This is a genomic window from Mariniflexile sp. (assembly GCF_041583155.1).
In the GTDB taxonomy this organism is placed as follows: domain Bacteria; phylum Bacteroidota; class Bacteroidia; order Flavobacteriales; family Flavobacteriaceae; genus Mariniflexile.
In genome coordinates this window covers 1-20,947 of the sequence record NZ_JBFHGK010000029.1, presented here as the reverse complement: position 1 = coordinate 20,947, position 20,947 = coordinate 1, and the positions used below count along the sequence as shown (strand labels likewise).

Genomic DNA, 20,947 nt, shown 5'->3' with positions numbered 1-20,947 from the left:
TGTTTTTCAATTTCTAATTGCTGCTATTTTGCCCAATTTTAAAAAATCAAAATTACAATCTTTTTTACAGATACAAATCAATTTTAGAATCTAATGATAAATCCTGTTTTCTGAAATTTTTATACTCCAAAAAAAATCAATTATTAACATGCTATTCCAGCAATAATTTTTGTTTGTTTTCTTTTTTAATCCCTTTAATAAGTCTAAACAACTGTTTTTTAACTGCTTTATAATTTTCAAAATAATCACTAATTAAATCATTAAATGCTCGGTGGTCACTTTTATATTTATCTTCCTTTTCAAATTCATCTACATTATCCACCATTATTTTAAGATTTTTTTCATGACTTTTTAGTGATGAAATTAGCTTATCAGTTTCCTTTTGTAAGCCAACCAACCGTTCAATAATATTTTTACATCTTTTAAAATGTTTCTCTTCTATAAGTTTAAGTGTATAGGTTTTTATTAAATCATCAAAAAACAACTGTTCATCTTTAGCAAATAATAACTCAGACAGCCAGTTTCGTGTTGCGCTATGCATAACATCCGCCCCAAACCATTCTACATACTTAACATCTGTTTTTCTTGTTTTCATGACTATAATGTTTTTAATTTATGTATTATTTTACCATAAAATTTAAATATTTATAAAGTTATAACCAATGATATATGTCAGGTTTCTTCAAAATAATGCAGATTAATTTTAAAAAGATTTGGGTTGCTTAAACTATTAAATCTACCACATCATACAGTTTAGGAATAGTAACATTCCAATTATAGGTATATTTAATCTTTACCTTAAAAGCATCTAGCGCACCTGGTTCACCATGAATGAGAAACACATTTTCTGGAATATTTTTAATACCATCCATCCAATTAATCAAATCTTCCTGATCGGCATGCGCAGATAAACTTTCTATGGATTTAATTTTAGCACGTACCGGATAATATTTACCATAAAAATGTATTTCGTGAGCACCATCAAGTAACTGTCTGCCACGAGTACCTTCTGCTTGATAACCAACTAACAAAACAGTTGTTGTGGGTTCATCGATGAGTTGCTGCAAATAGGTTAATACCCTACCCCCTGTAACCATACCACTTCCGGCAATAATGATTTTAGATCTTTTATCATCAATTGTACGCCATGTGTCTTTGTAATTTTGAATAATATTGATATGCTCGCACATGGCATTGTATTCCTGATCTGATAATTTATGCCATTTAGGAAACCTCCTAAATATTTCTAAAACATTGTTTCCCATTGGGCTATCTACAAAAATAGGAATGTTTGGTATTTTATTTTTCTTATATAATTTCCATAATAAATACATTAATGTTTGCAAACGTTCTACAGCAAAACTTGGTATTATTAAATTTCCATTCTCATTAATGGTATTGATAATCAATTCTGACAAAATAGTTTCAACATCTTCTTGGGGATGCAATTTATTACCATAGGTGCTTTCAATGAACAAAAAATCGGCCCATTCTGGTTTTTTTGGATCTTCCAGAAGCAAATCATTTCGTCTACCAATATCGCCAGAGAACACAAAACGTTTTCCCAAAATATCTAACTCAATGAAGGTGGCTCCAATAATATGTCCGTTATATTGAAAACGGTAAGAAATAGTCTCATTAAGCTTATTCCATTTACTATGCATTTCTACCTCAAATAACTTAATGGTTTTCTCAACGTCCTTTACTGTATAAAATGGCAAAGCCGGATTATGTTTTGTGAATTTTTCTTTATTGGCTTTTTCTGCTTCCTCCTCGTGTATTTTAGCACTATCGCGTAAAATAACTTCTGCAATGGCTAATGTTGGAGCTGTTCCTAATATTTTGCCGTTAAAACCTTGTTTTAATAATCTTGGCAAATACCCTACATGGTCTAAATGTCCATGTGTAAGTATTACAAAATCAATCTCCTCTACATTAACAGGTAAGTTTTCCCAATTTAGTTGTCTTAGCTCCTTTAAGCCCTGAAACATGCCACAATCTATCAGAATGTTTAATTCTGAAGTTGCAATTAGATACTTTGAACCTGTTACAGTTCCTGAGGCACCCAAAAATTGTATAGTAACTGAATGTTCCATTTTATATTTTTTCAGAATTACAAATCTGTTTTATTTCTTTCAGGATTCTTTCTTTTCTTACTTGCGAAATTCCTAAATGATCCAAATAAAAAGCATCACCTATCAAGTCCCTAATTAATACCACATCCCTACTTAATAAAAACTGCTTTTCTCGGTTAGTTAGTAATGTAGATACGGTAACTGGGTAAAGCCCTAACCTATCAATTCTGTCTTTTAACCCATCATTTTTAGGATAATCCCAACTTAACAGATATAAACCACAGCAATTACCATATTGTAAGGCATCGGAAGTAAACCTTGTATTAGTCACTACCCATCCTTTTGTTAAAACCCGATCAGTATTATTATTATTCCAATTGGTTTTAACATCTTCGTAGCGCGAATGAATATACAAAGGCACCTTTACATTGCAATTGGAACCTTCTTCACTATGAAATTTACATTCTATTATTGAGGTTTCACCATTTTTCTTAGCTACAACGTCAATTTCATGTGTGACGCATTTTCCTTGAAAAATTTTACCAACCTCTGTTTTATATCCAGAATATTTTAAAATGGCTGCAATAAACTTTTCAAAAGGAAAACCAGTTGGTCCTAGTTCATAAATAGCCCTTTTAAGTTTGTATTTTGATGCAAAATGACTCTTTTTCTTTTTTAATAATGCAAAAGCTCTGTTATATATTTCTTTTGTTGAAATACCTTCATAGAGTTCATTTTTTACCAATTCCAAAATATGGTTTACAATCTCATCTTCAGCACCAGTTCGTTTTAATGATTTTTGTAATTTTTCAAATGAAAATTTCACTTTTTCGCCTGATGATTTTATGATAAAAATAGATTCTTCTTTCATAATTCTGAAGTCTTTAACTAAGTTCGATTTTGTAAAAAATATTAATCCGGAATTACTAAAAACGGAATTTTAAGACGGTGCCCTATCTTTGTTATTACGGGCTCATGCATTAGGTCTTCAATAAAACTATGTTTGTAATTAACCATGGCTAATACATCAATTTTTAATTCCTCAATAAAATCATTAATTTCTTCAGTTAAATTAGTATAGTGAGGCATCCAGTGGAAACTAACTTCAAACTCTTCTAAAGCATTTTTAAGGTTTTGCACATTATTTTGTTGAACCGCACTTAATTCTTTACTTTTTTCAATATGTACAACCCTTATTTTTGAATCGTGAACTAGCGCTAAACTCTTTAAGGTGTTTAATTCTATTTTGTTATATGCACGATTAAAATTAGTTGGGAAAGCAATTTGTTTAGGTGTAACAAAATCGAATTCTTCGGGTATAATTATTACGGGACAAACTCGCATTTTTTTAATAGCATTAACGGTGTTACTACCAAAAAGCACTTCTTTTGCTCCGGTAGCTCCTTTTGTACCCATAACAACTAAATCTATATTATACTTTTTAACGCAAAATTCAATAGCACTGTTTAAAGTATCGTTACTTAAAACAGTTTCAAAACTATGATTATCGTTAGCATTTGATGTTTCTGCCAAACTTTTTAAGTCTTTTAGTTCTTCTTTTGCAGTATTACTTAGTACTTCGGTTAATTTACCAGAGTTTAAGGTTGTTTTTGGCGCAGCCATTTTTACGGAATGTAAAAAGTAGAAGGTGCAAACATATTCTTCGTAAAACTTTAAAATATATACGACTGCATTCCAGGCGTTGTCTGAAAAATCTGTTGGGATTAGAATATTTAATTTTCTTGTTTTCATGATGTTTTATGTATTTGTGATGGTATAACTAAAAATGGAATATTTAAATGAAAGCCTATATGATTTATAGTAGATCTGAAAAATAAATTTTCAAAAAAGGAGTGTTTATTATTAATCATAATTAATAAATTAATGCGATGTTTTAGTTGAAATTTAGAAATAGCATCTTCAACTGTCTGATTACTTACGTCATGAAAAAGACTTGTAATACCTTTAAAATGATCGTCTAATAATTTTTTATTGCTTTTTTGAAAGGTTGACAATTCATATCCGAAAGTTGCGTTTAAAACATTCACTCTAGATTTATACTTGGTTGCTAAATCCACAATGGGCTGAATATGTTCTTCTTTAAATTCAATCTGATAATCGGATGGGAATAATACTTCAACTGGTTTTTCAAATTCAAATTCACTAGGTATTGCTAATACAGGGCATTTAGCATTTTTAATAACATGCATGGTGTTGGATCCAAAAAGTATCTCAACAGCTCCTGTTGCTCCTTTAGTTCCCATTACAACATAATCAATCTTATCTTCATTAATTCGATGACTAATTTCTGCTGTGAGGGTATTAAAAGATGCTATGGAAGTAAACGTGTGTTTTGAATTAATAAATTCTTCATCAATTTGTTTTTGAATTTTCTTTAAGCCTGTTTGTGCAGCTTCCTTCATAGCATCAATAAGTCCAAATTGCGCTGCGCCAACTTCCATGTACTCTACCTGATAAACCACTGGTGTATAGGTATGAATTAAATAAAAATGACATACATCTTCTTTAAAAAAGTTTAGTGCATATTTTATAGCATTCCAGGAATTATTGGAAAAATCTGTGGGTAATAATATTTTCTTCATGACTAAAGATTTTAAGTTAATAATGCGAAATTTCTCGTTTTACGTTTTGTAAAACCAAAAACGGAATATTTATGGATAAGCCAATTTTATCAATAGTAGATTGAAAAAGGATGTCCTCTAAATACGTGTGTCTGTTATTTACCATAACCAACATATCAATATTAGATTGATTTATGTAGTTATTTATGGTAGTAGTAATTTCTTTGTTATTAATGGTAATAAACTCGACTTCGCTTTTACATAACTCATCTTTAATGAAATCTTTATTATCCTGCTGCCTTAAGGATAGCTTTTTAGTGGTAGATATATATAGTACATCTATTTTAGCTCGATATGGACATGCCATTTCGCATAATAATTTTAACTCTCTACGCTTGTATGGAATTAAATAGTCCGTAGGGAAAGCAATATGCTTTGGTTGTTTATATTGATATTCTTCTGGTATTACTAAAACTGGGCACGACACGTACTTTAAAACCTGTAGTGTGTGACTACCAAATGTAATTTTTGGGTTATTGGTAAATCCTTTCGTTCCCATTACTATAAGATCTATATTTTCTCTATCTACGATCTTATCGGCTTCATCAACCAAAATATTATTCGCTGATATTATATTATAAGTGTGTTTGGGGTTGGGTGATATTTGTTTAATTTGTTGCAATACGGCTTCTAGTTTTTTTTCTGAAGCCTCAGCCACCATTTTGGTAACATCCATCAAAGTACTTTTAGTAACATTTAACTCATCAGCATAAATATCATCTTCATAAGCATGCATTATAAAAAACTCACTTATTTCATATTTAAATAGGTCAATAGCATACCTCAATGCGTTATTAGCATTTTCTGAAAAATCGATTGGTATCAGTATCTTTCTCATCAGTATTTCCCTTTAAATAAACTACTTAAATTTAAGTAAATGTTAAAAATTAAAATATGATAATTGTCAGTAGCATTAAACTGTAATGTAACCAACCCTACTTCCAAATAAGTAGGGTTTTATAGTAAAAATTGCTTTGTAACACAAAATATCATAATGTAAATAAAAACACTATTAATTTAATAATTTTTAATAAAAAAACCAAATAATGATTAAAATCATAAAATATATGTTAATTATTTATTAAATTTAAAGTAAACCAAACACTTAAAAGCCATGTTTAAAAATTTAAATTTAAGTTTCTACCAAAATGTAGCCAAGTTGTTTTATGCCATTGCTGCTGCCGATAAATTTGTACACCCAAAGGAGTACACAGCCTTAAAAGAAATTGTTAGTAAGGAATGGTTATCGGTGGATGACACGGAGGATGAATACAAAACAGATGCAGCCTACCAAATTGAAATTGTTTTTGATTGGTTGGTTACTCAGGATAAAGACGCAGAAACTTGTTTTCAGGAATTCATTATCTATAAAAATGAACATGAATACTTTTTTACTGGAAAAATGAATTCACTAATACTGAAAACAGCTGCTTCAATCACCTCGGCTTTTTCTGGACAGAATAAATCGGAATTAATTATGCTATCCAAACTAAGTCTTGAATTGAATGATTAATATTTCATATTAAATAGCAATTGAAAATCAAATATTTAAGTCTAATGACTTGACAATTATCATGTTTTATTTACCATCAAAGTGGTAACTTATAGCGTATCAACTAAAACTAATTTAAAACTTCTCATAATGAAAAAACAACTATCTCTTTTCAGTATGCTGGTGGTTTTTAGTCTTTTGACATTCGCCCAGCAAAGAGTTGCTTTACATAGCAACGGAACCACAACTATTTTTAGTTCTGAAACACCTCTTATAGAAGCTTACAATGCCGCCATAACTGGCGATACCTTATATGTTTCTGGCGGTAGTTTTGTAATGCCCACGCTTAATAAAGGATTAGTAATTATAGGTGCTGGCTTTTACCCAGAATATACAGAAGCCACCTTGCCTACAGTTATTACTAATGACTTCTATATACGTGAAGATGCCGATAATTTATATCTAGAAGGTTTGCAAATTCAAAATTTATTCAAATATAGAAATGTAAACACAGATAATTTCACATTGATTCGCTGTATGATTTTAGGTCGTATTGATTCAAGTGTATATACCAGTAGTGGAAGTGTTAATAGTGTAAATGCTTCTATTATTCAATGTCTTGTAACTGGTGATATTAATATGTATGGATTTGTAAATTCCAATATTATTAATTCTATTTTGGATAATAGAATTACTGGTTCAAACAGTAATGTTATTTTAAATAATATCTTCTTATACTCCTTTGTTGGCAACAATGCGCCATTATATGATAGTGACAATAATACAGTAGAAAACAATATTTTTCATACTTCAGGTTATATAACTTACAACTCCGTTGGAAATATATTTAGAAATAACATTTTTACACAAGCTGCACCTAATTTAGGTGGTGCTAGCTATGATTTTAATAACTATAAGGGTATTGATTTAGCAACAGTACATATCAATCAAAGTGGAAATGCCTTTAGTTATACAGACAATTATAAGCTTCAGGAGAATGCCAAAACTACGTATTTAGGTACAGATTCGCCCGCTACGCAAGTTGGCATTTATGGCGGCATTAGTCCATACAAAGATGGTGCCTTACCAGTAAACCCGCATATTAGTGCCAAATCCATATCGAATTCAACAGATAATAATGGATACCTAAACATAGAATTTACAGTTAACGCACAACAAAATTAATTATGAAAAACAAGGCCTTTTTTTGGTTTGTGTTTTTCATAGTTATTATAAATACAAAAGCACAAACCTATATAAACAGTTACCAATATTGGTTTGATAACGATTTTTCTAATGCCATTAAAAGTCCAGTTACACCACTTGACCAAGACTTTATTTTAAACGAAAATATAGATGGCACTGCATTACAAAACGGGATGCATGTATTAAACATCCGTTTTAAAGACGATGGTGGTTTATGGAGTGCAATAGCTTCGCAGTATTTTTACAAACTACCTATACATGCTACAGCAAATAAGTTAATTACTGGCTACCAATACTGGTTCGATAACGATTATACTAACGCTATAGAAACGCAGGCTGAAACGCCCTTGCAGGAATATGTTTTATTAAAAGATTTGGATGCTACTGTATTACAAAACGGGATGCATGTATTAAACATCCGGTTTAAAGACGATGGTGGCTTATGGAGTAATATTACCACTCAGTATTTTTTAAAATTACCGATACATGCAAATAGCGATAAAAAAATAACCGAGTATCAGTATTGGTTTGATAACGATTTTTTAAATGCTGATGGAGAAACCTTAAACAACGAACAAAATCTAGTTTTGATTAAAAGCATTGATGCAAATGCCCTTTCTAATGGCATGCATACCTTTAATATAAGGTTTAAAGATGATGGCGGTCAATGGAGTTCCTTTATTAGTAAAACATTCTTAAAAGCATCCGCTGATGTTGCAAATAACCAAGTAATAGCCTATCGCTATTGGTTAGATGAAGATTTTACGAATGCTAAATACATAGATATTGATACACCAGCAACGTTAATCAATTTGGATGAATCCTTAGATTTTTCTAATATATCTATAGGTGATTATACTTTTAATATACAATTTAAAGATACATTTGGTAAATGGAGTGCAATCGTTTCTAGCGACTTTTCATTAAATGCTTTAAACGTTCTGGAGAATGATTTTAAAAATAGCATTGCTTATTACCCAAATCCAACCAAGGGTATGCTTAATATTAACCTAGGAGTAAACTATGATAAAGTAACAATTCAAATTTTTAATGTCAATGGACAACTTATCAAAAAGGAAATTCTACTCAATATGCAAAAAACAATATTGCATCTAGATTACGATGCTGGATTCTATTTTATCACGATAAAAGCTGAAGAAAAAAATGCAACTTTAAAGGTTTTAAAACAGTAATGAATTGGTCTCAAAACACCGTAAACTCATTTTTTTACGGTGTTTTTTATAACCATCATTATTGTATTTAACGATTTAATTGTGTAATTTAATATCTTAATAACATCATGAATGTTTTTATAATTTTACTATTCAAAAATCTATCCTTATGGCATTCTTAGATTATTATAACATATTAGGTCTGTCTAAAACCGCTTCAGAACAGGAGATTAAAAAGGCTTATAGAAAATTGGCGCGAAAATATCATCCCGATTTAAACCCAAACAACAAAGAAGCTGAAAAAAAATTTAAAGAAATTAATGAAGCACACGAAGTTTTAAGCAACCCAGATAATCGTAAAAAATACGATGAATACGGAGAACATTGGCAACATGCTGATGCTTATAAGGAAGCTGAAAAACAGCAAAAGCAACAGCGTTCTCAGTACCGAACTCAAGACCAATTTTCTAGTAGTGATTATTCAGACTTTTTTGAATCGATGTTCGGAGGAGCAGCCTCGGGCGCAAGTAACAGACAGGTAAAGTTTAGAGGACAAGATTATAATGCTGAACTGCAGCTGGATTTAAAAGACGTTTTCAAAACACATAAGCGTACCCTTACTGTAAACAACAAAAACATTCGTATTACAATCCCCGCCGGAATAGAAAACGGCCAAGTTATAAAAATTAAAGGTCATGGTGGAGAAGGTATCAATGGCGGACCGAAGGGCGATTTATACATTCATTTTGCAATTATAAATACAACCAAATTTAAAAGAGATGGCGATGATTTGTATGTAGATGTTAATATAGATTTATACAAAGCCTTACTTGGTGGAGAACAATTGGTTGACACTTTTGATGGCCAAGTTAAATTAACAATAAAACCAGAAACCGAAGGTGGAACAACCGTGAAATTAAGAAACAAAGGTTTTCCAAAATATAAAAAAGAAGGCGTTTTTGGAGATTTATATGTAACCTATAGAATAAAAATTCCTAAAAACCTCTCAGTTAAAGAAAAAGAATTATTTACCGAATTACAAAAACTTCGTTAAGCATGGAAACACAAAACTATATATCAATAAAACAATTTTGTACAAATCATTGCGTTCCCATATCCTTTGTTTATGAGCTTTACGATTTTCAACTTATAGAAATAGTAACCGTTGAAGATGATGCCTATTTGTACGAAACCCAAATTAAAGACTTAGAAAAACTGGTTCGTTTGCACTTCGACTTAAAAATAAATCTAGAGGGATTAGATGCTATTCATAATTTATTATCACAGGTTGAATCATTAAAAAGTGACATTATAAAATTAGAAAACAAACTTAAACGCTTTGAGGATTATTAAATTGAAATTCTACAGAAGCTGTTTACTAATCGTGTACCGGACTTTGTGTACAGGGGCAATTACTAATACCTTGTAAAAATTCTAAGCCAATAGTAACCACGTGTGTGCCAGAATTAAATCCAGAAAGTTCGTTTGTTGTTACCTGATAAGCATATCCAAAATATAATATGTTCTTTTTAAAACCTACCATTGGACCAATATTTAAAGGCTTCAAAAACTGGTCGTTTAAATAGCGGTATGATATACCAGCCCAATAATAATCTTCATCTCTATTAAATTTTCTGAATTTAAAATTCAAATCCGTACTAGAACGTTTATCACTACTAAACATTTGATAAAACACTGATGGTTCAAATTCTAAACCACTCTTTTTTGGACCTCTAAAAGTGTAACCAGAATAAATTTGATAATTTAAAATTAAACGAGGTTCTGCCTTTCTAATATTCTCATCTATATTTTTCTCTAAAAGATTATTTGCATTAAAACTAGCGAAAAAACCTTTGTTTCTGTACAACACGCCAACATCAAAGTTATTGTTTGAAACTCGTCTATCATCTGTAACACCAGGATCAAAATAAGGAGAACCATCACTTAAATTGTAACTTTCAAATTTACTGGTATCAATTCTGAAATTATTCAAATTATAAGAAATACCAAAAGATAAATATTGTTTTGAATAATAATCTAAAATAAGATGATGTGCAAAAGAAAACTTGGCTCCAGTTTGAAGTGTGGCCCCATTTTTATCATTATAAAAAGACAAACCTACTCCAGTTCTATCGGCAATTCTAATATCTGCATAAACCGATTGATTATCTGGTGCATCTTTTATACCAACCCATTGTGTTAGTGCATTACCTCTAATTTTTAAATTATCACCAATACCAGCATAGGTTGGTGATATTACAAAATTATTATCCGCCAAATACTGAGTAAAAACCGGTAAATTCAATTCCTGCCCAAAGCTTTTTGCTAGAGTTAAGAATAGTAGATATATGATTAACTTCTTCATATTTATTATTTTACTTAGTGGTTAATTCACTAATTATCATCTATATAGGGTAAAATGTCCCACAAACTCTTTATTGTATTTTTTATCATTCAATTTTACAACATACCAATAATCACCTGTTGGTAATTCCTTTCCTTCATATTTACCATTCCATTTTTGACCTTTAGTTAATGTTGCCACCTTACGACCATATCTATCAAAAATATTGAATGTTAAGTTTCCATATTGTGAATCGCATCCTGGCCCCCATTCTTCTTGAATATTATCACCATTTGGAGTAAAATAATTTGGGATACATAAATCAATAAATTCAAAATACCCTGAGGCAGTTGCGAAACATCCATATTCATCTGTAACTGTTACGGTATAAGTACCAGACTCATAAATAAAGAAAGCATTTGTACTTCCGTAAGATTCACCATTAAGGGTAAATTCATAATCACCAAAACCACCAGTTGCCGTTGCAATAATTTCATTTAAATCACCACTATTAAGAACTAAACTTAAATTACTATAAGGTGCAATATCGAAAGGCAAGGTTTGTTTTTCACACCCATTACTATGTCTAACAGTAACCACATGATTTGAGCCAGCTGGAACATCTATAAACACATTATTTGTTTGAAATGAGCCACCATTTAATGAATAATCTAAATCTGATAAATTAACAGTTGCCTCATCAACCGTTACGGTAACCGTGTTAGAAGACATATTATTAACACAATCAAATTCTACAGCTACCTCTGCTTCAATTAGCACCGACTCAGGAAATGTAATATTCCATTCGGTTTCACAACCAAGAGCATCACGCACATAAACTATATGGTCGCCACCCACAAGGTTTGAAAAATCAAACTGAGTTTGTGTAGCCAAACCGGTAACGTAGCTGCCATTAATATCATCTAGAGCAACACTATAAGGCATATTACCACCCGAAATTTCAATACTAAATTCACCATCCATATCGCCAGAACAAATTTCTGGAATCATTGAATTTGGAGTTATTGAAACCATAACTGGTAAAGGTTCAACGATAACAAAAGTATCAAGGACGTAACAACCTAATTCATCTTGTGCAATGGCTTGATAATTACCCGGAGATAAATTTTCAAAAATTGAAGTTTCAAAAAATTGGTCTAATCGTGGAGAAATGGCGTATTTTATTGTACCTGTACCACCCGAAGCTGTAATTTCTAATCGACCATTATTGGTACCTGGACAGGTAATATTTGTTGCAACGAAATTAGCAGTTAATGGTGCTGAAGGTTCTGTAATACTTACTTGATTACTTGTAAATAAACAATCACCACTAGTAACATATACTTGATATGTTCCCGCAGATAGTTCTGTAAAAACACCTGGACTATTTTGAGTCGCTCCAGGAATAGCTACTCCAAAACTGTTTTGTAAAGTATATACATAACTTCCCAAACCACCTTGCGCTGTTGCAATGATAACTCCTGTATTATCGCCTGCACAATTAATGGTTGCATTGGCTACATTTAGATTAACTGTTAAAGCTGGTAATGGATCTATCGTTATGTCGTTTGAAACAGAAGCTGAACAACCATTAGCATCTCTAACATAATATTTATAACTCCCTGGTGAAACAGGAAAAGTTGTAGAAGAAGCAAACGTTCCCAATATTGTGCTAAATGAAGCTGTTTCGCTATAAGCATATAATCCCGTTCCTCCTGAAGCACTAAGGGTTAACGTACTATTAGTGGTACATGTTTGTGAACTGGCTTTCACTAAAGCTGATTGTATTAGCGAAGGCTGTGTAATCACGATATTTGGGGATGTAAATTCACAATTATATCCATCTGTAACTACCACATAATAAGTACCAACGCCTAAACCACTAAAAACTGGTGATGATTGAGGACCAGAAACTGACGCTGTTGGTGAAACCGTATGGAGTGTAAATGAATAATTACTCCCTTCGCCTCCAAAAACTGCATTTGCTGTAATGACGGCATTAGTATCTCCAAAACAAGATAACACAGTTGTATTAGCAGTAACAGTGGCATTTATAGGTGTTGGAAGACTTAATGTAATAACATCTGTTACAATACATCCTGCAGCATCTCTTGCCGTTACTGTATAGGTTCCTGCTGATAAATTCCTAAAAGTACCATTAGTAGAAAATGATATTGATGCAGCTCCGGATAACTCATATTCAAAACCGCCATAACCACCATTAGCAATGGCTGTAATTGTCCCTTTATCATTATCACAAGTTACATTAGAAGTTTCTGAGACTGTTAACCCTAGTGGATTTAATGGTGATGAAATCGTAATAATATTTGAAGTAGCAGAACAAAACGGAGTCGTTGTTTCTGTTATAACAACAGTATAATTTCCTGCTGGAATTCCACTTACTAACTCCGGATTAACTGCTGTATTTGCTGAAACAACACCAATAATTGAAACACCAGAACTATTAAAAACTTCATAATTATACGAGCCTGAATATCCATTTACAGTCATTTCAAAAGTGCCATTAGCATCTCCAAAACATGTAATAGCAGTTGGTGAACCTAAAGATACTGTTGGTAGTGTAGCAGCTGGTACAAATACCGAAACATCTGCTGTACATGAGGTGTTTACATCGGTCATTGTTACTGTATACGTTCCAGTAGGAATACCAGAAATAATGTTTCCACTAATGCTAATTGAAGCTGGACTCGGACTAATTGCAAATGTATAAGTACCAGAACCACCCGATCCAGCGATGCTTATAACACCATCATCATCATTACAAGTTACAACTGCTGTAACCGTTGGAGTTAATGTTATTGGAGCAACGATATCCACCGAAACTATATTACCACAGTTATTGGAATCACGTACTTCAACAGTATGTGTGCCCGACGCTAAATTTGAAATAGTAAATGGCGCTGATCGTGTTTGAAACGCACCACCATCAATACTATAGCTATATGGTGCTACACCTGTTGTAGTTAATGTAACATCTATAGCAAAATTACCTTCTGTTGCTGTACATTGGTTTATTACAGCAGCAGTAACTACAGGTGTTGGGTCTGATGATAACGTTACCACTGGGGTCGATTTTACACAACCATAAGCATCTTTTACATGCACATAATAGTTTCCGGCATCCACATTAAATGTATTAGCAGTTCCCCAAGAAGAATCAGTTGCTAAAGGCGCAATTGCCGATGTTGTCAATTGGAATGTATATGAAGGTGTTCCATCTTTTGCAATGGCGGTAATTACTCCTGAATTAGGGTTACAATTAGCATTTTTTACAACAGAAGCTGTAACACTTAAATCGATAGCGGATTCTGTTATATTAAATGGAATAGTAATCACACTACAACCCGCATTCGGGCCTGATGTTTCAGTTACCAGAACAAAATAAGTTCCAAAGGGTAACGGACCTAAATTTGATACAGATAAAGAGCTACCTGCTGGAACCACACCGGTACCTGTAATACCAGTTCCAGTTGTTGCTAGAGAATCCCAGATTTCATAGTTTACAGTTGTTGCTAAGCCATAGGTGCTATTAATTGAAAAAGACACATTACCATCAGCACTTCCTACACAAGTAATATTATTGGACGTTAATGCTGAAGTTGTTAATGTTGAATTTGTTGGGATTGCGGTTGTAGCTGTTTCATAATGGGTACAATTCGTAGCATCGTCATATACTATAAAGGTATAGGTTACTCCAGGTATTAATCCTGTAAAGGTTGCCTTTTTGCTTCCAAAAGCATCTTCAGGAATCCAAGTTCCTGCAGGATTAGGGTATACTGATGTTGGTCCTCGATAAATACTGAAATAAAAAGGTCCGGCGCTAGCTAATGCGGTTCCAATACTTACCTCTGCTTCACCTCCAGTAAGACAATCTGCGGTAGTTTCAATAAAAATATCTAGATTATCTGGTGGTGAGGCTACTAAAACATCTTGAATTAAAACCGAACAACCATTAGCATCCACTACATTAATTTGATACAAACCAAAATCTACAACATCAAAAGTAACTGAAGTTGTACCCGTTGAATTTAGTTCAGATGCGGCATATCCATTGGTTCCTGTAACAAAATAATTATAAGGAGCAGTTCCACCAGAAACAGCATCGATAATAACCGAACCTTTAGAAATACCAAAAACAGGGTCACAACTAATATCAACTGCGTGTTGCGTAACCATGATTGGTGTTGGTTCTGAAATCACAATTGTTTCTGTATCAGTACATGATTTAGAATCAGTTAAAGTAACCGTATAAGTTCCGGCTGGTAAGCCAGATGTTTGTGTACCATAATTTATTCCAGAAGTATCATTGTTAATGTTAATAGAAAAAGGAGCGGTTCCAACAGTGTTATTAATAGTAACATTAATTGTACCATTAGATTCCCCATAACATAAATTTGGAGTGGATGTAACCAAACTTATTTCTGGCAAGGAAATTACATTAACTGTTTGCACCGTTGATTCTGCTGAACAACCATTAACATCTGTGATTCTAAACTTATATGAACCATCATTTGGTGTGGTATAGGTAAAAGGAGAACTTGTAGTTCCTAAAGATGTATACGTACCTCCATTAATCGAAACTGCATAAGTAAAGGGGGCTACACCACCAGAAAAACTTCCCGAAATAATAGCATCTGGAGATGCAGTACAATCTAAATCTTTTGTTAGAACTGTATTAACCGAAATTGGAACCAAAGGTGCAATAGTGAAAGATTCAGTATATAAACAGTTATTGGCATCTCTAACTCTAAAAGTATATGTATTTGGACTTAACCCTGAAAACACATTAGAAGTTTGATAGGTAGTTGCTGAAGCTGCTGGTGCTATTATTTGATATTCTAAAGTTCCAAAACCGCCTGTGCTTGTTAAAGTAACTGTTGAAGTTACTGATGGGCAACTCAAAGCTGTGTTACTAAAACTTAAATCTGTTGGTGGGTTTAACGGATCAATAGTAATTGGAGACGTAGCAAAAGTACAATCACTGGCATCTTTTATGGTGATATTATATGTACCACTACCCAAACCAGAAAAAGTTAATCCTGTTTGAAAGTTTAAGCCATCAATGCTATAGGTATAAGGTGCGGTACCTCCAGAAACATTGGAAACTGTAATTTCGCCATTAGTAGTACAAGTATAAGGTGTTGTTAATGCTGTTGTTCCAGAAATAGCTGTTGCAATGTTAATGGTTACCGGTTGCGGAGTTGTGGTACAAACATCAGTTCCCATAGTGTATTGAACTACTGCTTCATAGGTTCCTGCTGACAATCCTGTAAAAGCGGAAGAATTAAAAAACGTTACACCATTATCTATACTATACATCAAACTGTTACCATTACTGTTGGTTATATTAAAGTTTATGGTTCCTACATCTCCAGCATCTGAACACAAAATATCTGTTTTTGTAACATTAAATTCTGGTGCTGGTGTTGCTCCAACAGTAATAGAAGTTTCTGCAGAACAATTATTTGAATCTACTACCGTAATGTTATAAACACCCGCGGTAGTTACTGTTATTATTGGTGTACTTTGAAATTCCGTTGTACTATTTACAAAGTAATAATAAGGAGCTGTGCCTCCTACTGGGTACACGGTTATTTCGCCATCAGTACATGTTAAAGGTTTTGTAAGTGCTGAAGTAGCGCTTAATAAAGGTGGATTAATTATTTCGATACTACCAGTATATACACAACCATCTTCAGTTGATACATTCACCGTATAAGTACCTGGATTTAAATTTGCAAACGTATAGTCACTTTCCATTACCGGCCCTACACTATTAATTAACGTAGCACCTTGGTATATGGAATAAAAATATTGTGGACGCACATCATTAGCTGCTATTTTCACACTACCTTTTTCATTGTTACAAAATGGTTGTGTAATTACTGTTGAAACCGTAAAATCTCTTTGTCTTACTTGAACATCAGGCACTGAAAATATACAAGGATTTGGGGTAACTCCTATTTGTCTTATATAAACGGAATATAAATTAGGAGAGGTGATAGAAAACACATTACTTGTTTGGTAATTTACATTATCTATACTGTATTCATAACCACTTGGAACACCTCCAACGGTTATTTCACCAGGTGTATTACAATAAATATCTCGAGAGGTTACTGTTGGCACTAGTAAATTTTCATAAACATTAAAGTAAAACCGATTATAACACCCACCGGTGTAATTCATAGTTAAACGGTACTGCCCTGCGGTATCTGCTGTAAAATTAGGTCCTGTTGTTACCTGGTTCCAAGTACAGGAAGTATTTTCATTGGCGCAATCTTTTTCAGTTAAAGCTGCACAACTTGTTTCATCCAATTTCTCCCAAATCATAGAAGAGGTATCGTTAATATTTGTTTGAATAAAACGAGAATCGTTGGCACCGCACAAGAATATATTAGGTAATAACTTTCCATCATTCGGACAGGTAACTACCTGATCTGCAAAAGGAATTACAGGATTTGTTACATTGGCTCCAAAAGTTATCACATTAAACACTTGGTCGGTTGATTGGCATGGGGCTAAAGCACTATTATGCACATAATAAGTGCCAGGACTCGTTACTGTAATGGATTGAGTTGTGCCTATAACCGGAGTTCCAGTAGGGCTAGTAGACCAAGAATAGGAATCATAACCACTACCTGATGTTAACACCGTACTAGCACCACATAAAATAACCTCCTCTTCAAATACACAATCATTTAAATCGGCTAAAAAGTTTGTGGCTCCGGGGGTTAGCAAGCAGCCTGTATTTGTATTATAACTTGGATCATCCGAAATAATAAAATCTGGATTTATAGTTCCTTTATAAGTAGCAAAAGCCTGATTATCAATATTATTTGAACAAGCATCATTTAATAAACTACATGAAGCAACTACAGTCACTTTAAAACGAATTTCTTTAACAGGATCATTTTCCTCAACAATAGAAGGATCTATTCTAAAAATAAGCTCTCTGGTACTAGCATTATAACTTTCAACCGTAATACCAGCTGGTAATAAGTCTATATCCGAAGGATAATTAAATACTACATTTGTTGGAAGTATGTCCCTAATAATTAAATCGGTAGCATCATCGTTTCCTGTATTTTGTATACCAATTGTGTAATAAAGTTCATCACCTAAATCAACAACTTGTCCTCCTATATCGTTACCTAATACATCTTCTACAACTTTAGTAAGCACAATCTTGGGTGCGATAATTTCAATAGCAAAGGCACTAAAAAAGAAATAATAAATATCCACATTAGTACCTAACCTGATATTAGCCGAGGTGTCCCCATTTGCTATTAATTTATTACCAGCGTTAGGTATATTAATAATACCTGCATCAAAACCTAAGGTATTACTACTAGATGGATTCCTATCATTAAAAAGTACTGGCGAATTCGTAATGGGGTCTATAATTGATATGGTACTGTTAAAAAAGTTATTATTCGGCCTAATGGTAGTACCTCCCGCATTAGTGGCGCTAATTTTTGTGCCATTAATTTCTAAATAATCTTGCGTCCATCCCCTATCACCTTCCAGAGCACTAAATGCATATTTTGCTCTAACCGGCCCTGTTGGAATGGTTTTGAATCCGCTAATAACAAAATTTTGCTGGTTATTAGGTGCTTGGTTATTAATTTTTGTAAACCCATCAAAAGAAGTTATGTATTTACTTGGTAAAAGCGGATCTTCATAAATTACAAAAAGTGACCAACCTGCCGATAAACCTTCGGTATTATTCCCAGTTGTCATCATTGCGGAAGTCATAGAAGAAATATTGGCAACGGTATATGTTCCTTCAGGATTACTTAAACCTGCTAAAACAGTTGTTACATCGCTGTAATAAACATAAGTATTTGAATTTCTATTGTTTGATGAATTTTGATAGTATACTTCGGTTCCTGTAATATCAAGATAACTACTACTACCCGGTGTTTTAAATTTTACCTCGGCCATAGGTGTATCCCCTTTAATAACAGACGTCCAATATAATCCGGCATATACAATTTTATAACAGTTTACATCGTTTGGAACCTCTAAATCAGCACTGCTGGAATTAAATGTATTGCCATCGGAATCAATGTCAACATATACCATTCTATCCCTATTAGTACTACTCTCATTATTACTTGTTCCTGTATAAGGATTTGAAGCATGAACACCAATGTTACTATTTCCAATTAAAAGAATGTCTCCTTTAATGGCCTCATCGTACCTTGGAGTAAATGGGATATAATTTTGCCCCATTACATTACCAAAGGATAATAAAACAACTACAATTATAAGCAGGTTTTTAAAAGTAATTTTTTTCATAGACGATTATTTTTTCATTTCTTTCCTTAGGGTGTAGAAAGAAATATTAATCACATTCTCAACACAAAAAACAATCATATTCTTACATAAAAAACATTTTGTCTTTAATAATTGTTTTTAAGCGGTATAAATATCGTGAATTTTTTGAAAGAATAGGCTTTAACTACAATAAATATGGAGTATTATCGATGAAATTTAACTTTAAACTAAGATGAATGGATTATTTGTAGTAATAAATATACATTCTACATGGAAAATCGGCATGTATACCTATGAAAAAATAAAAATTTGAAAAGACTATTTTTAAAACATTTTAAATTTAAAATGCTTATGCACAAAATTTTACATATAACTTTTCAGGTATTCAGATTTTAAATTTGAACTTAATTAAGTAACTTAATTTTCTATTTTGAACATAGACATTTTAGCGTTGTAAGCGGTATTTCCTTTAGATTGCATGGCATTTCTTGCCTCATTTATATCCTCAAATTTTTGATAGTAAATGTAATATTTATTGGTTGCCACATCAAAGAAGAAGTCTATATTTTTTTGTCCAGCAGCTACTGCTTTTCTTAAAAAATCATCTCTTTTTGAACTATCACTATGTACCGCAAGTACCAGATAATAACCACTTTCAATATTTCTAACATCCTTAATTATCTGAATATTATAGGATTGTTCTTCACCAAAATCAAAATCCTCGACACTAAGAGATGCGTTACTTATTTCTGTAGATTGTTTAATTTGATTTAATGTGGCTCTATCCTTATTATATCGATCCTGTTCATTATCGTAGGCGGCACGTTTTATACGTCGTTTACGCTCTATTTCTGTAGCTATTTTAATACTTTCTAATTCTGAAACTAAACTTTCTTTAGAACGCTTAGCCTTAGCCTGCGCTTGCTTAAGGATTAATATTTCATTTAAATAGATCATGTTTACATTATCCTCAGGGTCTGGAATATTCTTAAGTCGTTTTTTATATAAGTTTTCTAATTCCGTAATTTTTGAATCTTGTGCCTTAATAAGGTCATCTATTTGAACTTTTAATGACTCCAATGAAGCATTTTCTGCCGAAACACTTTTAAATGGTTTTGGTTCTGAATAAATACCTTGTTCACTTAAATCGTTTTCTTGTTTTAAATCTTTTAAATCCTTTTCTCTATTGGCAACAGTTTCATTAAGTTTAATTAACAATTGCTCCTGCACTAATTTACTATCAGTCGCTAATTTAGTTAAACTACTCATTTCCATTCCTATAGCATCTGTAGGTAATAAAATTAATGCCGCGTCTAATTCTTCTTGTTTTATTCTGGCTTCTTGCTCTATTTTTCGTTTCGCCTCCACGGCTGCTGCATTAGCCTTGGCTTCATCCGCTTGTTTTTGTTTTGCTAATGCTTCAGATTTGGATTTAGCCTCCTCTACAAGTTTAAGTCTAGCGGCTTCTTCGGCTGCTGCTTTAGCTTTTGCTTCATCCGCTTGTTTTTGTTTTGCTAATGCTTCAGATTTGGCCTTAGCCTCCTCAACAAGTTTAAGTCTGGCGGCTTCTTCGGCTTCTGCTTTAGCCTTGGCTTCATCCGCTTGTTTTTGCTTTGCTAATGCTTCAGATTTGGCTTTAGCCTCCTCTACAAGTTTAAGTCTGGCGGCTTCTTCGGCTGCTGCTTTAGCCTTGGCTTCATCCGCTTGTTTTT

The 20,947-nt window shown here is 32.7% G+C and carries 13 protein-coding genes and 1 pseudogene; 5 read left to right on the top strand and 9 right to left on the bottom strand.

Features of this window, described 5'->3' with window-relative positions; translation table 11 throughout:
* Positions 1-151: 151 nt before the first annotated feature.
* From ABYI63_RS11360 to ABYI63_RS11335, 6 genes are all read right to left on the bottom strand, one after another.
* Entirely contained in the window at positions 152-595 is a 444-nt protein-coding gene (locus ABYI63_RS11360; RefSeq protein ID WP_372756468.1) for a hypothetical protein, read from the bottom strand.
* 127 nt (positions 596-722) lie between these two features.
* On the bottom strand, positions 723-2,096 hold the full coding sequence (locus ABYI63_RS11355) for an MBL fold metallo-hydrolase RNA specificity domain-containing protein (protein ID WP_372756467.1): 1,374 nt from the start codon (positions 2,094-2,096) through the stop codon (positions 723-725).
* A 1-nt stretch (position 2,097) separates the two neighbouring features.
* Positions 2,098-2,946: an ATP cone domain-containing protein gene (locus ABYI63_RS11350; protein WP_372756466.1), complete on the bottom strand. Its 849-nt coding sequence runs from the start codon at positions 2,944-2,946 to the stop codon at positions 2,098-2,100.
* Positions 2,947-2,987: 41 nt separating this feature from the next.
* Positions 2,988-3,827, bottom strand: a complete 840-nt coding sequence (locus ABYI63_RS11345) for a universal stress protein (RefSeq protein WP_372756465.1) — start codon at positions 3,825-3,827, stop codon at positions 2,988-2,990.
* Positions 3,824-4,678 (bottom strand): universal stress protein, encoded by an 855-nt coding sequence (locus ABYI63_RS11340; RefSeq protein ID WP_372756464.1) that lies wholly within the window; start codon positions 4,676-4,678, stop codon positions 3,824-3,826. The genes ABYI63_RS11345 and ABYI63_RS11340 overlap by 4 nt, the downstream gene beginning before the upstream one ends.
* Before the next feature lie 16 nt (positions 4,679-4,694).
* The gene (locus tag ABYI63_RS11335) at positions 4,695-5,555 is read right to left on the bottom strand and encodes a universal stress protein (RefSeq protein ID WP_372756463.1); all 861 of its coding nucleotides are present in this window, start codon (positions 5,553-5,555) and stop codon (positions 4,695-4,697) included.
* Positions 5,556-5,831: 276 nt separating this feature from the next.
* On the opposite strand from ABYI63_RS11335, the gene ABYI63_RS11330 reads away from it, so the two are divergent.
* The 5 genes from ABYI63_RS11330 (at position 5,832) to ABYI63_RS11310 (ending at position 9,940) form a co-directional block, all read left to right on the top strand.
* On the top strand, positions 5,832-6,230 hold the full coding sequence (locus tag ABYI63_RS11330) for a hypothetical protein (RefSeq protein ID WP_372756462.1): 399 nt from the start codon (positions 5,832-5,834) through the stop codon (positions 6,228-6,230).
* Between the two features lie 129 nt (positions 6,231-6,359).
* Positions 6,360-7,394: a hypothetical protein gene (locus tag ABYI63_RS11325; RefSeq protein WP_372756461.1), complete on the top strand. Its 1,035-nt coding sequence runs from the start codon at positions 6,360-6,362 to the stop codon at positions 7,392-7,394.
* 2 nt (positions 7,395-7,396) lie between these two features.
* Positions 7,397-8,608, top strand: coding sequence for a T9SS type A sorting domain-containing protein (locus tag ABYI63_RS11320; RefSeq protein WP_372756460.1), 1,212 nt, complete (start codon positions 7,397-7,399; stop codon positions 8,606-8,608).
* A 148-nt stretch (positions 8,609-8,756) separates the two neighbouring features.
* Positions 8,757-9,641, top strand: coding sequence for a DnaJ C-terminal domain-containing protein (locus ABYI63_RS11315; RefSeq protein WP_372756459.1), 885 nt, complete (start codon positions 8,757-8,759; stop codon positions 9,639-9,641).
* Between the two features lie 2 nt (positions 9,642-9,643).
* The gene (locus tag ABYI63_RS11310; RefSeq protein WP_372756458.1) at positions 9,644-9,940 is read left to right on the top strand and encodes a chaperone modulator CbpM; all 297 of its coding nucleotides are present in this window, start codon (positions 9,644-9,646) and stop codon (positions 9,938-9,940) included.
* Between the two features lie 25 nt (positions 9,941-9,965).
* Here ABYI63_RS11310 and ABYI63_RS11305 read toward each other — a convergent pair whose 3' ends face one another.
* The 3 genes and pseudogenes from ABYI63_RS11305 to ABYI63_RS11295 all read right to left on the bottom strand — a co-directional run.
* Entirely contained in the window at positions 9,966-10,952 is a 987-nt protein-coding gene (locus tag ABYI63_RS11305) for a type IX secretion system membrane protein PorP/SprF (RefSeq protein ID WP_372756457.1), read from the bottom strand.
* A gap of 36 nt (positions 10,953-10,988) precedes the next feature.
* Entirely contained in the window at positions 10,989-19,256 is an 8,268-nt protein-coding gene (locus tag ABYI63_RS11300; protein WP_372756456.1) for a T9SS type B sorting domain-containing protein, read from the bottom strand.
* Between the two features lie 396 nt (positions 19,257-19,652).
* Positions 19,653-20,947 (bottom strand): annotated as a pseudogene (locus tag ABYI63_RS11295) (hypothetical protein); the annotation flags it as partial.

Coding starts and splice junctions, on each gene's coding strand:
- ABYI63_RS11335 (WP_372756463.1), bottom strand. CDS start 5,555: ATGAGAAAGATACTGATACCAATCGATTTTTCAGAAAATGCTAATAAC.
- ABYI63_RS11310 (WP_372756458.1), top strand. CDS start 9,644: ATGGAAACACAAAACTATATATCAATAAAACAATTTTGTACAAATCAT.
- ABYI63_RS11320 (WP_372756460.1), top strand. CDS start 7,397: ATGAAAAACAAGGCCTTTTTTTGGTTTGTGTTTTTCATAGTTATTATA.
- ABYI63_RS11345 (WP_372756465.1), bottom strand. CDS start 3,827: ATGAAAACAAGAAAATTAAATATTCTAATCCCAACAGATTTTTCAGAC.
- ABYI63_RS11330 (WP_372756462.1), top strand. CDS start 5,832: ATGTTTAAAAATTTAAATTTAAGTTTCTACCAAAATGTAGCCAAGTTG.
- ABYI63_RS11300 (WP_372756456.1), bottom strand. CDS start 19,256: ATGAAAAAAATTACTTTTAAAAACCTGCTTATAATTGTAGTTGTTTTA.
- ABYI63_RS11360 (WP_372756468.1), bottom strand. CDS start 595: ATGAAAACAAGAAAAACAGATGTTAAGTATGTAGAATGGTTTGGGGCG.
- ABYI63_RS11315 (WP_372756459.1), top strand. CDS start 8,757: ATGGCATTCTTAGATTATTATAACATATTAGGTCTGTCTAAAACCGCT.
- ABYI63_RS11350 (WP_372756466.1), bottom strand. CDS start 2,946: ATGAAAGAAGAATCTATTTTTATCATAAAATCATCAGGCGAAAAAGTG.
- ABYI63_RS11355 (WP_372756467.1), bottom strand. CDS start 2,096: ATGGAACATTCAGTTACTATACAATTTTTGGGTGCCTCAGGAACTGTA.
- ABYI63_RS11340 (WP_372756464.1), bottom strand. CDS start 4,678: ATGAAGAAAATATTATTACCCACAGATTTTTCCAATAATTCCTGGAAT.
- ABYI63_RS11305 (WP_372756457.1), bottom strand. CDS start 10,952: ATGAAGAAGTTAATCATATATCTACTATTCTTAACTCTAGCAAAAAGC.
- ABYI63_RS11325 (WP_372756461.1), top strand. CDS start 6,360: ATGAAAAAACAACTATCTCTTTTCAGTATGCTGGTGGTTTTTAGTCTT.